At 39.4% G+C, this 13,111-nt stretch carries 13 protein-coding genes; 9 read left to right on the top strand and 4 right to left on the bottom strand.

What is annotated here, in order from left to right; all coding sequences use genetic code 11:
- Nucleotides 1-234 precede the first annotated feature (234 nt).
- Complete coding sequence (gene prmC / locus JWR23_RS17165) at nt 235-1,098, bottom strand: peptide chain release factor N(5)-glutamine methyltransferase (RefSeq protein ID WP_299517653.1); 864 nt, start codon at nt 1,096-1,098, stop codon at nt 235-237.
- Between the two features lie 195 nt (nt 1,099-1,293).
- On the opposite strand from prmC, the gene JWR23_RS17160 reads away from it, so the two are divergent.
- Nucleotides 1,294-1,578 carry an HU family DNA-binding protein gene (locus tag JWR23_RS17160; RefSeq protein ID WP_299517652.1) on the top strand — a complete coding sequence of 95 codons (285 nt, stop codon included), beginning with the start codon at nt 1,294-1,296 and terminating at the stop codon, nt 1,576-1,578.
- Between the two features lie 26 nt (nt 1,579-1,604).
- Here JWR23_RS17160 and JWR23_RS17155 read toward each other — a convergent pair whose 3' ends face one another.
- Both JWR23_RS17155 and JWR23_RS17150 read right to left on the bottom strand, forming a co-directional pair.
- Complete coding sequence (locus JWR23_RS17155; RefSeq protein WP_299517650.1) at nt 1,605-2,183, bottom strand: hypothetical protein; 579 nt, start codon at nt 2,181-2,183, stop codon at nt 1,605-1,607.
- 50 nt (nt 2,184-2,233) lie between these two features.
- The gene (locus tag JWR23_RS17150; protein ID WP_299517647.1) at nt 2,234-2,854 is read right to left on the bottom strand and encodes a sterol desaturase family protein; all 621 of its coding nucleotides are present in this window, start codon (nt 2,852-2,854) and stop codon (nt 2,234-2,236) included.
- Between the two features lie 320 nt (nt 2,855-3,174).
- Here JWR23_RS17150 and ribD point away from each other — a divergent pair, with 320 nt between their 5' ends.
- The 7 genes from ribD (at nt 3,175) to bioB (ending at nt 8,965) form a co-directional block, all read left to right on the top strand.
- Complete coding sequence (gene ribD, locus JWR23_RS17145) at nt 3,175-4,221, top strand: bifunctional diaminohydroxyphosphoribosylaminopyrimidine deaminase/5-amino-6-(5-phosphoribosylamino)uracil reductase RibD (RefSeq protein WP_299517645.1); 1,047 nt, start codon at nt 3,175-3,177, stop codon at nt 4,219-4,221.
- A gap of 56 nt (nt 4,222-4,277) precedes the next feature.
- Nucleotides 4,278-5,090, top strand: a complete 813-nt coding sequence (locus JWR23_RS17140) for an EamA family transporter (RefSeq protein ID WP_299517643.1) — start codon at nt 4,278-4,280, stop codon at nt 5,088-5,090.
- Nucleotides 5,091-5,212: 122 nt separating this feature from the next.
- A complete protein-coding gene (locus tag JWR23_RS17135) occupies nt 5,213-5,827 on the top strand; it encodes a YigZ family protein (protein WP_299517641.1) in 615 nt (204 codons plus the stop codon).
- A gap of 77 nt (nt 5,828-5,904) precedes the next feature.
- Nucleotides 5,905-7,263 carry a magnesium transporter gene (gene mgtE / locus JWR23_RS17130; RefSeq protein WP_299517639.1) on the top strand — a complete coding sequence of 453 codons (1,359 nt, stop codon included), beginning with the start codon at nt 5,905-5,907 and terminating at the stop codon, nt 7,261-7,263.
- 48 nt (nt 7,264-7,311) lie between these two features.
- Nucleotides 7,312-7,623 (top strand): nucleotidyltransferase family protein, encoded by a 312-nt coding sequence (locus JWR23_RS17125; RefSeq protein ID WP_299517637.1) that lies wholly within the window; start codon nt 7,312-7,314, stop codon nt 7,621-7,623.
- A complete protein-coding gene (locus JWR23_RS17120; RefSeq protein ID WP_299517634.1) occupies nt 7,613-7,948 on the top strand; it encodes a HepT-like ribonuclease domain-containing protein in 336 nt (111 codons plus the stop codon). The genes JWR23_RS17125 and JWR23_RS17120 overlap by 11 nt, the downstream gene beginning before the upstream one ends.
- Nucleotides 7,949-7,951: 3 nt before the next feature.
- On the top strand, nt 7,952-8,965 hold the full coding sequence (gene bioB, locus JWR23_RS17115; protein ID WP_299517632.1) for a biotin synthase BioB: 1,014 nt from the start codon (nt 7,952-7,954) through the stop codon (nt 8,963-8,965).
- Between the two features lie 354 nt (nt 8,966-9,319).
- On the opposite strand, the gene JWR23_RS17110 is transcribed toward bioB, so the two are convergent.
- On the bottom strand, nt 9,320-10,198 hold the full coding sequence (locus tag JWR23_RS17110) for a diiron oxygenase (protein WP_299517630.1): 879 nt from the start codon (nt 10,196-10,198) through the stop codon (nt 9,320-9,322).
- Nucleotides 10,199-11,140: 942 nt separating this feature from the next.
- Here JWR23_RS17110 and JWR23_RS17105 point away from each other — a divergent pair.
- Nucleotides 11,141-13,111: ATP-binding protein (locus JWR23_RS17105; RefSeq protein WP_299517628.1), on the top strand; the 1,971-nt coding region annotated here is incomplete at its 3' end.

The following is a 13,111-nucleotide window of genomic DNA, read 5'->3' as shown; positions in this document are numbered from 1 at the left end:
TATATATATATAAATTGCTTATGTTTTTGGCAGTGGAAAAATAAGTAGCAGTAAAATACACAATTGCCCCTATGTACAGAAGAGGCTTATTATGAACTACTAAAGCGTGGAAATTTATTTTCATTGAATTGGCTGAGATAAAGTTATTATTAATTTTAATTAAACAATAAGAAAAAGCGGACAAACACACCCCTGCAGCCGCACTTTCAACGCGCCCCTCTCAAGAGGGGAACTTTATTTGGTTGCCCTTATCATCCTATCCCTGCCGCTCATATCCTTCCTCAACTCCACATTTGTAAATCCTTTATTTTCTAAAAGCTCCACAGTTTCTTTGCCCAAACTTTCATTGATCTCCAAAAATAACAAGCCACCTTTAACAAGGTTATCTGCCGCAAAATCTGCAATAGCCTTATAAAATAGCAGCGGGTTATCCTCGGGAACAAAAAGCGCGGTATGTGGTTCAAAACCAGTTACGTTGGTATGCATTTGTTGTTTATCCGTAAGCGTAACATAAGGTGGGTTACTGATGACGAGTTGTAAGTTTTGGGTTCTGAGTTGTGAGTTCAGAATATCATCTTGTATAAAATCAACATCAACCTCATTAATGCCGGCATTTTCCTTTGCTGTTTGTAATGCCTCCGGCGAAATATCAATTGCCGAAACTTCTGCATCAGGCAAATTCTTTTTTAAGCTGATAGCGATACATCCGCTACCGGTACCAATATCTAAAATATAATAAGGCTGCTGCCAACTGCCAACTGTCAATCGCCAACTGTCAATCGCCCATTGCACCAACTCCTCCGTTTCGGGCCGCGGGATAAGCACCGCCGGGTTAACTATAAATTTTAACCCATAAAATTCTGTATAACCTAAAGCATATTGCAATGGTTTACCGGTTTTTAGCTGGGTGAATATGTTATTGGCTTCATCCTGTTGGGTTAGTGTTAATTCCTTTTCAGGGAAAGCCTTAATTGTTGCTTTGGATGAGTTGAGTATTTCTGTTAATACTGTTAGTGTTATTGCCTCGGTTTCCTGAGTGTCATACACCTCGGCAAGGCCATGTTTGAAATGGGTAAATACATCTCTAATAGTTTTCATGCAAACAAAGTAAAATTGGCATTTTATCAAACAGCCGCATGATAAGATGCTAAATTAACCAAAAATATTCCTTTTTTGGAGTGAATAAAATGAACAAATATATTGTAAGTCGCAACCCAATCAAAACTAATACGTACAACATTCCAAATATTAATAGAATGCCCCGATAGAAAACAAGAATTAAAGATATACAACATGACAAAAGCAGAATTGACAAAAGAAGTATCGCGTAAGACGGGTTTGGAACCCGAAACAGTGATGGAGGTTTTTCAACAATCACTTGCTACAATTAAAACCACGGTTGCAAATGGTGAAGGTTGTTATTTTCGTGGTTTTGGTACATTTATTCCTAAAAAACGTGCTAAAAAAATTGGTCAAAACATAACAAAAGGCGAAATGATGGTTGTTCCTGAACATAATATAGCCTTTTTTAAGCCCGGTAGAGATTTTAACAAAGAAATGAAAAAGCTTAAAGTTTAAAGGCACAGAAACTGTTTTAACTGTTGTTAAAATAGGGTAGTAGTAATACCAATACTAATGGCCATTTCACTGTTGTTAAAAGAAACTTTATGGTTAACGAAGCTATTTTGATAGTGAGAAGGTTCCATAATAATTGCAAAATGCGATGCCAGGTAATATTCAAAACCACCGGTAAATTTAACAGATATATCTTTCCTGGTAAATTGTTCAAGTATATAACCGGCATCATTACTTTTAACAATATCAAAACCTCTGATACTTAATCCGGGCTGAGTTAAAACATACCATCCAAGGCTTTTATATTTTTTTCTATATCCGGTACCTGCCATTAAATAAGTTCTGTGCAAACTACCGTCAGTTACATTAGTAGGCAAACTGGTAGCATTGCTATTATATTTATTGGTGATGCCGTCATAATTAAAACGATAAAAAAAGGGGGTCACATCATTTGGTCGATATTCAATAGCCGTATTTAAAAGAAGGCCTTTTTTATAAGTTATTGATGCCCGGCTGGTTTGAAAATCTATACCCAGCAGCCCCGGAAAATAAAATCTGGATGTAATGCTTTCGGTTTGAGCATATACGCTGCTAAAGATTGTTAACATTATTATGGAACAGCAATACTTCAGTTTTTCCACTTATAGCTAATTATTGCCTATTTTCTTTCCAGTTTACCGAAAGGTATTTTTAATATAGGTATAAACCTGGCATTAATAGTTGGGTCAAGATGGGTGTCAATACCAAAACTTGTTTCCTGACGGGGCAATTGCTGATAGGTGCCAAACAAACGGTCCCAAATGGATAAAACATCGCCATAATTGCAATCAGTATAAGGTAATTTGTAATGGTGGTGCACATGGTGCAAATTTGGTGTGATAAATAATAGTCCGAGCACATTATTTAATTTCTCCGGCAGCCTGAACTCTGTATGAGCAAGGATATTAAAAAATGTTTGAAAAACCTGTCGTAACATTAAAACGGCAATTGCCGGCCCTAATAAAAATACCCATAACATTAAAAAACAAACACGCACACAAGTTTCGCCGGGGTGTTCCCTAACTGTAGTAGAAACATCAACCATTAAATCACTATGGTGTACTAAATGAAATTTCCATAAAAAGTCTATTTTATGCATGGTAACATGGTAAATATATTCACCCAGATCTAACAGAAAAAAAAGACTAACATAATAAACCCATTTGTTTTGATGCCTGGGTATATAGTTAATCAGTCCCCAATGATGGTTATGATCCCAACTCACAATTAATAATACCAAACCCGTTAAAAATAACTGTATTGGCAGCGCCGTGAAAATAAACCGGGCATTTAAAAATGTGTGGGATAATTTGTGATGTTTAGCCGTTACGCAAATAATACATTCTATTCCCCAGCACGAAATGATCATCATTGCATAAAAAAGCACTTGCGAAAGGTTTCTATATTGCAAAATGAACTGATGTATAAGCATAAGATATTTATATAAATGGATAATATATTCTAAATATAAACCCTAATTCTGTATGAAATTTGATTACATGAAAAAATCCGACTGACTAATTAATAAAGATTAACAGCCATAAAAGCTACTTTTGCAGCATGCCCAATCATCAAATATATATGCAGCGTTGTATTGATCTTGCCACTTTAGGTATGGGTAGTGTTAGCCCCAACCCTATGGTGGGCGCTGTAATTGTGCATGAGGATAAGATAATAGGCGAGGGCCATCACCAACAATATGGCCGCGCGCATGCCGAAGTAAATGCCGTTAACCAGGTATTATCGAATTATGATAATGCTGAAGAATTGCTAAGGCAATCCACCATTTACGTATCATTAGAGCCCTGCGCTCATTATGGCAAAACGCCACCCTGTGCAGATCTGATTATCAAACATCGCATACTCAGGGCAGTAGTTGGCTGCCGCGACCCGTTCGATCAGGTGGATGGTAAGGGTATAGAAAAATTAAAAGCTGCGGGTATTGAAGTAGTGGTTGGCATTTTAGAAGATGAATGCAAATGGCTTAACCGCCGGTTTTTTACCCGCGTACAAAAACAACGACCATACATTATTTTAAAATGGGCGCAAACAGCAGATGGTTTTTTTGCTCCCGATGATAATAAACAACACTGGATAACGAGCCTTGAATCGCGCAAGTTGGTACACCAATGGCGGGGTGAGGAAGATGCTGTTTTAGTAGGGAAGAATACCGTGAAAATTGATAATCCGCAATTAAATGTTCGCTATGGTGCAGGCAGATCACCAAAGCGTGTGGTTATTGATAGAAGGTTAGAATTAGATGCCGGTTTACACATATTCGATCAATCTGTTGAAACATTGGTATTTAACGCTGTTAAAATGGATGTTGATGGGAAAAACAAGTACATTGCCCTTGAAGATTTTGACCGTTTTGTGCCGCAGTATATTTTATACCAACTGTATTTGCAGGATATACAATCGGTTATTATTGAGGGCGGCGCCTATACACTCAATACCTTTATTGAAGCCGGGCTATGGGATGAGGCACGTATTTTTACGGGCAAAACTACTTTAACAAGCGGCATAAAAGCGCCGCAAATTAAAGGTATAATTGCTGAAGAATTTTTATCAGGAACTGACGGGGTACAAATCTTATACAATAAATAAATAGCCGAATGCTTTACGTTTTACTAAGTATATGTTGCAGTGTAATTGTTTCTATTATGTTAAAACTTGCCAAACGCTACCATGTAGATGTGCTGCAAGCCATAACCTGGAATTATTCTACCGCGATTTTATTAACCTGGCTAATTTTTAAACCGAAGCTAACTAATTTGCAGGCAGCGCCAATTTATAATTTTGCAGCGCTGGGTTTATTATTGCCGCTGCTTTTTTTAGTGCTGGCAACATCTGTTAAAGTTACAGGTATAGTGCGTACAGATATAGCGCAACGCCTATCGCTATTTATTCCCATCCTTGCTGCATATGTTGTTTTTGACGAGGAGTTAAGTCTGCTAAAAATTATTGGTATTTCCATTGGTTTTGCAGCAATTATTTGTTCCATACCTTGGCAAAAGGGCAGGGGAGCAAAATCAAGATCCGGTTCGTGGTTCTATCTGTTGGTGGTTTTTGTTGGCATGGGTGTTATTGATGTGTTGTTTAAACAGTTGGCCGCGTTTAAATCGGTGCCCTATACTACTTCACTTTTTATAGTATTTGTATTGGCATTTATATGCTCATTCATTTTGTTAATTGTAAAAATCGCCAGAAAAAAAACAAAATTCTCTTTTCCGCATATTTTAATAGGTTGGGCATTAGGTGCAGCCAATTTTGGTAATATCCTGTTTTATTTAAAGGCACACCGGGCATTGGCTAATCAGCCGTCTACGGTTTTTTCGGCCATGAACATAGGGGTAATTGTGTTGGGTACGTTTGTTGGCTTGTTTATATTTAAAGAGAAACTGAGTACGCTAAACAAGTTCGGCATATTTTTGGCGCTGCTGGCTATAATAGTGATAACTTATTCTTCTTATTAGGCATAAAACTTGAGGCTCTATCAGGTTGGTTCAGGGTAGATCAGGTGGTTCAGGGTAGATAGGTTAGGTATGTTTGGTTACTATGTATACACTATATTTGTCCCTGTCAATTATGTGTACTAATGCTGTTTGAGGATACTTACCGAACCATTGAAAACCCATCCGAAGGCATATTTCGTGATCGCGGCAGCAAGTTTTTGGCTTATGCTTACCCCATACATTCAGAAAACGATATAAAAGGTATTGTTGCTTCATTAAAGTCTGAGCATCCCAAAGCAAATCACCATTGCTGGGCCATGCGTTTAAGCATTGACCGTTCTGTTTTTAAATTGAATGATGACGGCGAGCCATCCGGCACGGCAGGCAGACCAATTTTAAATATCCTGCTTTCAAAAGATCTGACCAACATATTGGTTGTGGTTGTACGCTATTTCGGTGGGACGTTGTTAGGCGTTCCCGGACTCATCAACGCCTACAAAATGGCAACCGAAGAAGCGCTTAACCAGGCCGTTGTTATTGAAAAAACGGTGAATGACGTTTATACCATCAGCTTTGATTATCTGCAAATGAATGACGTAATGCGCATTATAAAAGATACAGATCTGGCTATCCTGAACCAGCAATTTGATAATAATTGCAGCATACAGGTGTCTATCCGTAAAATGCAGGTTAATATGATATTGGCAAAGTTACATAAGCTGAATGTTGTAAAGTCTATTTACGATTATAGTATTTAAACCAATTCCTTGTCATTTCTCGTTCGCGCTCATTTTTTATGCCTGATTTGAAGCTGAAATGCTTAATTTAGTCGGATATGCAATCTTTCGAAATAGATAAAACCGACCTCCTCCGCATTAAAACCGCGCTCGAGGGCGATGATGTTGAATTAGAGATAGTTCTGAAAGAATATCACGCCTCGGAGATTGCCATATTATTTGAAAAACTGCCGCAGGAAGACAAAGAACGGATCATTAACATCCTTCCAACTGATATTGCATCAGATGTAATTGCCGAAATGGACGAAGAACACCGTCCCGGCGAGCTGCTGATCAATCTGCATCCCGAAAAACGGTCTGAGATAGTTGAAGAACTGGATTATGATGATGCTACGGATATTATTTCGCAATTAGAGGAGCATGAGCAGCAGGAAATTCTGGAAGATATTGACCAGGAGGATGCCACCAGTATCCGCGCCCTGTTAAGTTATGACGAGAATACGGCGGGCGGGTTAATGAATTCTGAGCTGATCTGTGTTAATATCAATTCAGACAAAAAAGGAGCTCTGGATGAGATCATACGCCAATCTGAAGAGATGGAAGAGTTTTATACCATTTACGTTGTAGACGATGCCAAAACCTTGCAAGGCATAGTTTCTATAAAAAACATTATAAAAGCTCACGCAGATGTTAAAATAAGCGACATATTTAAAGCCGACCCGGTGTATGTAAGAGCTGATCTTGACCAGGAGGAAGTTGCCAAGCTTATATCGCAATACAATTTAACAGCCATACCTGTTGTTGACGATAATATGAAGCTGATTGGGCGTATTACGGTTGATGACATCATTGACGTAATGGAGCAGGAGAGTACCGAGGATATGTTAAAAATATCCGGTGTATCAGAAGATGAAGAACTAAGCGGTAACTGGAAAGAAGCGGTAAAAAGCCGTTTGCCGTGGCTGGTTATTAATTTGGCTACCGCTTATTTGGCGGCATCTATAATTCGGCATTTTGGGTCCACTGTTTCACAGCTGCCACAAATAGCAGCCTATATGACCATTATTGCGGGTATGGGCGGTAATGCGGCCACACAAGCATTGGCGGTAACGGTAAGGCGTATTTCGCTAAGCGATTTGACCGATAACCAAGCCTACAACACCGTTTTAAAAGAATTTTTGGTGGGCCTGTTAAATGGCGCGGCAAACGGGTTGGTTGTGTTTGGTGTTGCTTTATTTTATGATGCAGATCCCTTATTAGGTTTAGTATTGTTTTTAGCGATGACAGGTAACCTGGTTATAGCCGGGCTTACCGGTGCATCCATCCCATTAATATTAAAAAGAGTAGGGGTTGACCCTGCAGTGGCTTCATCAATCATCATAACAACATTTACAGATTGCGCGGGATTTTTATTGCCGCTTTGGCTGGCCACAAATCTTTTATTACATCATCATTAAGGAATAAGGCTTTTATTGTAAATTTGACTTATATATAAAATACAAGCTATGCTTCATCCAATATTGCAGGCGCAATTACCATTTATGGTTCAGTTACTGAAAAGCCATAAGGTAAAGAGCGCTTATGCTTTTGGCTCAGTGGTTAGTGATAAATTTAATGAGGAAAGTGATATTGATTTATTAATAGATTTTGAAGATGGGGTTAAAGCATTAGAAAGAGGCAAGATATGGTGGGAATTACACGATGCGTTAAGAAATGTTTTTGGTAGGGAGGTTGATTTATTGGTAGAGAATTCTTTAAAGAACCCTTATTTTATTGAAGATATTAATGAAAAGAAGCAGTTAATATATGCAGCGTGAGATAAAGAAATATCTATTTGATATACTTACCTGTATTGAAAATATTGAAACATTTATAGGTAAATCTAAAGCTTTTGAAGATTTTAAGAAAAATATGATGCTTCAACATGCAGTAGAAAGAAATATTGAAATAATAGGCGAAGCAGTAAATAATTTACTTAAAATACATCCTGAAATTAATATTACCAATGCTCGTAGAATGGTTGACGCCAGGAATAAAATTATTCATGGGTATGATGGAATACAACCTGAGCAAATTTGGAACATTATCATAAATCATTTACCCTCATTAAAACTCGAGGTTCAAAATTTATTAGAAAATTAATATATGACAGAAGTACGCTACAACTGGACAAAAGAAGAAATTACCGAAATATATAATACACCATTGCTTGACCTGGTTTATAAGGCAGCAAGTATACACCGCGAAAATAAGGATTATTCCGAGGTGCAGATAAGCTCGCTGATCTCTATAAAAACAGGCGGTTGCCCGGAAGATTGCGCATACTGCCCACAGGCGGCACGGTATAATACCGGTGTTGATGTACATGCTATTATGCCTAAAGAAGAAGTTATAGCTGTGGCCCAAAAAGCTAAAAACGGGGGCGCTTCCAGATTATGCATGGGCGCAGCATGGCGCGAGGTGCGCGATAACCGCGATTTTGACAAGGTAATTGATATGGTGAAAGCCGTAAATGCAATGGATATGGAAGTTTGCTGCACACTGGGTATGCTTACCGAAAGCCAGGCACAACGTTTGGCAGATGCCGGCCTATATGCCTATAACCATAATTTAGATACATCAGAAGAAGATTATAAAAGAATTATTACTACCCGCACTTACGATGAGCGCTTACAAACGCTGGATAATGTACGTAAAGCAAAGATCTCTGTTTGCAGCGGCGGTATAATTGGTTTAGGCGAAACGGTTGCAGATCGTATCTCTATGCTGAAAACTTTATCAAACTTACCACAGCATCCCGAGTCGGTTCCAATTAACGCGTTGGTGCCGGTACAAGGTACACCATTGGCAGATCAGCCGCGGGTTTCTGTTTGGGATATGGTTAGGATGATTGCTACAACACGCATTATTATGCCTAAAACTGTAGTGCGCCTATCCGCCGGCCGTACAGAAATGAGCGTAGTTGAACAGGCATTTTGCTTTATGGCAGGCGCCAATTCAATATTCGCTGGCGAGAAATTGTTAACTACGCCTAACCCTTCGTTTGATGACGATATGGCTATGTTTGAGCTGCTGGGCCTAACCCCACGCAAAGCCTTTAAAAATGGCAGACCAGAGATTAAGGAAATAAAAGAGATGAGTATTAATGAGGTGATATAATAAAGGTGATATAATAATTATTCTTGTCATTTCGAACGATAGTGAGAAATCTATGCATTGCCAGGATCCGATGTACCTCGTCGAAATGACATTTTTTTTAACAATGAAAAAAGACGCATTAGATTTAACGTTTCTTGGGAAGAACAACAGGAGGCTCGAACATATTTCGCGACTTTATCGTACCAAGAACGATTAAAATATTTCTTTAGAACACAGAGAATGTTCGATGTTAAATCGCCAGTAATGAGGTATGATTTGCAGTTTCGAGATTCAGAAATTTCTATTATTCCTTATAAATAATTACTCTCTCTATAGACGTTTGGCCTCATTTAAATCGATTTTAGCTTTGTGCCCTTACACCTTAGCCCCCAAAATCCATCGCCACGCGAATCGCGTTAGCAAATTAAATCCATTCCATTCATCAACAAATTTAATAACGTCTTTAAGGCAATTATCAGCGAATTTTTGTTTGAAGTTTATTGATGCAAGTTTGTAGACCTGATCAGGGTTTTCTAAGCCGATGCGCTCATATATTTCTTTTTTAACATACATGGTACGCACAAACAAAATATTGAATAATATCACATAACTGTATAGCGTCCGTTTAATATATCCCGCTTTGGCGGCGTAAGTTTTTAACAGGCTTTTAGTAAATAAGATATGCCTGCCCTCCTCAATACTATGCAGATCGAACATTTTTTTTAAAACCGGGTAAATATTTTGCGTTTTTCGGGCATAATCGCCATAAACATCCGTAACCAACTCAATAGAAACACTGCCCATAAACAGATAATCAGCAGGCAGGTATTTGTTACTAAACTCACCGAAAAACTTATGCAGGCCCGATTGCTTAATGGGCTTGCCACCCAATTTGGCAATAACCTGTGCAAACATTTCCTGGTGACGAAATTCTTCTATTAACTCTCTCAATAAAAATTGATGCTCCACATTATTGGCAGGCAAAGTAATAAGGTGGCGGGTCATGAATACGCAGAACAAGCATTCGCCCCACGCATATGATGCAATTACCTGAACCAGCTCATGGCGGCCAAGTTCCAGTTTTTGAGCATGACTTAGGGCGTCGTATATTTCAAGACCTTGTAATGATGTTAGTGTTTCGGGTAGGAAAATATCATCCTGTTCGGGCTCAAGCTGCCAGGGAATATAAGTCTCCGGCATAAGGGGACGCTCCCGGCTAATTTTTATTAAACGCTCAACTTCTTTTACATCCATTATATAAATATACGTTGTAAAGGCGCAATTCGTTGCGTCCTGTTTTGTTATTTTACGTATATAAGAGGTAATATATTGCTTATCTATGAGTCAACCTTTCAAATTTTACTAATGATACAACAAGTATTTAACAAATAAAATCCAGCGCAAGTGAAATTTTGAGCTTTTTTATAACATACAAAATTGGAAAGTTGGCGGCTATATGTGAATAAACAAAATGTTAATAACCTAAGTAAAATGAATATAAATAACTGATATGTATTAATTTGTATATGTTAATAATTCTTGTTTTTGTGTTAATAACAAGTTAATAAAAATCAATAAAAACACTTGTAAAATAGTATACATGTCCCGATATTGAAATCATCAAGAACGACGTACTTTGACAGCCTTACAGGAATAACAAAATTGAATCGGGCAAATCTTCGGAGGAGCTAAAGATCAAGGGAAAGCCTGAATTACATCAAACAGAAACAGCGTAAGCACAGAAACACGGTGATAATTAAAATAAGGCATTATAAGAAACTGCTAATTTTTACGGAAAGAAGCAGCGGACATAATGACTTTGAAGCAACCGGAATCCGCAAGGAGGAAGGCGAGAGCGAGTCGGTCTTTTTACACAAAACTTGATACTTTACGTCGGACTATGGTTCGGCATAGAGTGGAAAACGGGAGATTCAAATCGAAAGATGCGGCTCCCGTTTTTCGTTTATAGTGTTTCTTAGAGGGCCGTCCAGTGATCCAGCTGGGATGATTGGTGTACCAAAAACGGTCTTCAGATAAAAAATCGAAATTTGAGCTTAATGGTTAGCACAGCGAACAAACAAAGACGGTAAATTTTTGTTGATAAGTAACAAACCCTAAGGTATTGGAAACAGTTTAGTCATTAACGGCAATTTGTGCAAGGTGTGTTTAGTGATCGAACTTAACACACTCAACGTTATGCCACAAGCGAGTCCACACCCGATAGAATTACCTTTTTTACAGGGTGGGGGGGAGTGTGGTGAAATCATCCGTGAAACCGATTGGTCAAGAACCCCGCTGGGAGCCCCCCAATCATGGGAGCCCGCGTTAAAGATATCCATTGGTGTTTTGTTAAGTTCTCCCTTCCCGATGCATATAACCTGGGGCGCTGAATTTATCCAGTTCTATAATGATGGTTACCGCCCCATTTTGGGTTCCAACAAACACCCACAGGCGATGGGCATACCGATATGGCGATCCTTTTCAGAAATTTGGGATACCATCGGCCCTATGCTTCACGGCGTTATGGAGGGCCATGCGGTCAGGTTCACAGACTTTAAATTATTCCTGAACCGCCATGGATATTCCGAGGAATGTTATTTCAATTTCGCCTACAGCCCCATTAAGGATGAAACCGGCAATATCAGAGGGGTTATCACCAATGTCATTGAAACTACTGATAAAGTAAGAGCCTTTATAGACAACAAGAAAGCAAAACTTGAATTGGAGGTTGTGCAGGCAGAAACCGCCAGCCAACGAGACAGATTTGCTCAGTTCTTTATGCAGGCACCGGCAGGGATATGTATACTGAACGGGCCAGACTATCGATATGAACTGGTGAATCCTTTATATCAGCAGTTCTTTCCGGGAAGGGATCTCTTAGGTAAGCCCCTGACTGAAGCTATTCCCGAACTTGCAGGCCAGCCGCTAATGGACATTATTAAAAATGTTTACCGGACAGGTGAACTCTACGAAGGCCGTGAATTGTACGTACCGATGGCCAGAAAGGCTGATGGGGTTATCGAAGAACGGTATTTTAATTTTATTTATCAGCCACGCCCCGGTCCGGGAGGCAAGGTAGACGGCATATTTGTATTTGCTATCGAAGTGACCGATACCGTTTTGGCGAGGAGAAAAATCGAAGCAAGTGCCAATTTGTTCCGCATGCAGCTAAACGCCATTCCCAATATCGCCTGGACAAACACGCTTGACGGCGAGGTAGACTTTTATAACCAGCAATGGTATAATTATACAGGCCTCGATGAAAAGCAGTTTAGTGGCAGAGGATGGGAGACGATCATCCATCCTGATGACCTGGACTATTGTCAGGATTTTTTCCGGAACATTTTAAGAGGTACAACCGGTGGCGAATTCGAGATCAGGGAGAGACGCGCTGACGGGGAATACCGATGGCACCTGGTACGGATGCTGCCGATAAAAAATGAACTGGGAGATTTACAAAGCTGGATCGGTACGGCGACTGATATTCACGATCTTAAAATGTTGGCTGCCCAGAAAGATGATTTCATCTGCATCGCAAGTCATGAGTTAAAAACTCCGGTAACCAGTTTAAAGTCGTCTTTGCAATTGCTCGACCGGATGAAGGAACAGCCTTCGCCGGCAATGCTGCCCAGGTTGATCGATCAGGCGAACAGAAATGTTGAAAAGATCTGTGGCCTGATCGAAGAACTGCTGGACGCCAGTAAGCTCAATCAAAACCAACTGCATATTGTCAAAAAAACATTTAAGGTTTCAGAAATGCTGAAAAGCTGCTGTAACCACGTGCGGGCAGCAGGTAAATACGAACTAATCTTCGAAGGTGACCTGGAATTAACAGTTTTTGCCGATGAACACCGGATCGATCAGGTGGTGGTCAATTTTGTGAATAATGCCGTCAAATATGCTCCTGAATCTAAAAATATCTACCTAATCGTTGAAAAGATGGGTCAGTATGTTAAAGTTTCGGTCAAAGATAGTGGACCCGGGATCTCACCGGATAAGATTCCGCATCTGTTTAATAAATATTACCGGGCAGAATATTCCGGTGCACAATATTCCGGTCTGGGTTTGGGTCTTTACATCAGCGCAGAGATCATTCACCGCCATAATGGTGAGATCGGCGTGGATAGCCAGTTAGGTAAAGGAAGCACCTTTTGGTTTACGCTTCCG

It is taken from the genome of Mucilaginibacter sp. (genome assembly GCF_028288205.1).
GTDB lineage: Bacteria > Bacteroidota > Bacteroidia > Sphingobacteriales > Sphingobacteriaceae > Mucilaginibacter.
This window is presented reverse-complemented; position numbering and strand designations above follow the sequence as displayed.

Excerpts from the sequence above, each read along its gene's own strand:
- JWR23_RS17160 (WP_299517652.1), top strand. The coding sequence starts at position 1,294 with ATGACAAAAGCAGAATTGACAAAAGAAGTATCGCGTAAGACGGGTTTG.
- bioB (WP_299517632.1), top strand. The coding sequence starts at position 7,952 with ATGACAGAAGTACGCTACAACTGGACAAAAGAAGAAATTACCGAAATA.
- mgtE (WP_299517639.1), top strand. The coding sequence starts at position 5,905 with ATGCAATCTTTCGAAATAGATAAAACCGACCTCCTCCGCATTAAAACC.
- JWR23_RS17135 (WP_299517641.1), top strand. The coding sequence starts at position 5,213 with ATGCTGTTTGAGGATACTTACCGAACCATTGAAAACCCATCCGAAGGC.
- JWR23_RS17120 (WP_299517634.1), top strand. The coding sequence starts at position 7,613 with ATGCAGCGTGAGATAAAGAAATATCTATTTGATATACTTACCTGTATT.
- JWR23_RS17155 (WP_299517650.1), bottom strand. The coding sequence starts at position 2,183 with ATGTTAACAATCTTTAGCAGCGTATATGCTCAAACCGAAAGCATTACA.
- JWR23_RS17125 (WP_299517637.1), top strand. The coding sequence starts at position 7,312 with ATGCTTCATCCAATATTGCAGGCGCAATTACCATTTATGGTTCAGTTA.
- JWR23_RS17140 (WP_299517643.1), top strand. The coding sequence starts at position 4,278 with ATGTTAAAACTTGCCAAACGCTACCATGTAGATGTGCTGCAAGCCATA.
- prmC (WP_299517653.1), bottom strand. The coding sequence starts at position 1,098 with ATGAAAACTATTAGAGATGTATTTACCCATTTCAAACATGGCCTTGCC.
- JWR23_RS17110 (WP_299517630.1), bottom strand. The coding sequence starts at position 10,198 with ATGGATGTAAAAGAAGTTGAGCGTTTAATAAAAATTAGCCGGGAGCGT.
- ribD (WP_299517645.1), top strand. The coding sequence starts at position 3,175 with ATGCCCAATCATCAAATATATATGCAGCGTTGTATTGATCTTGCCACT.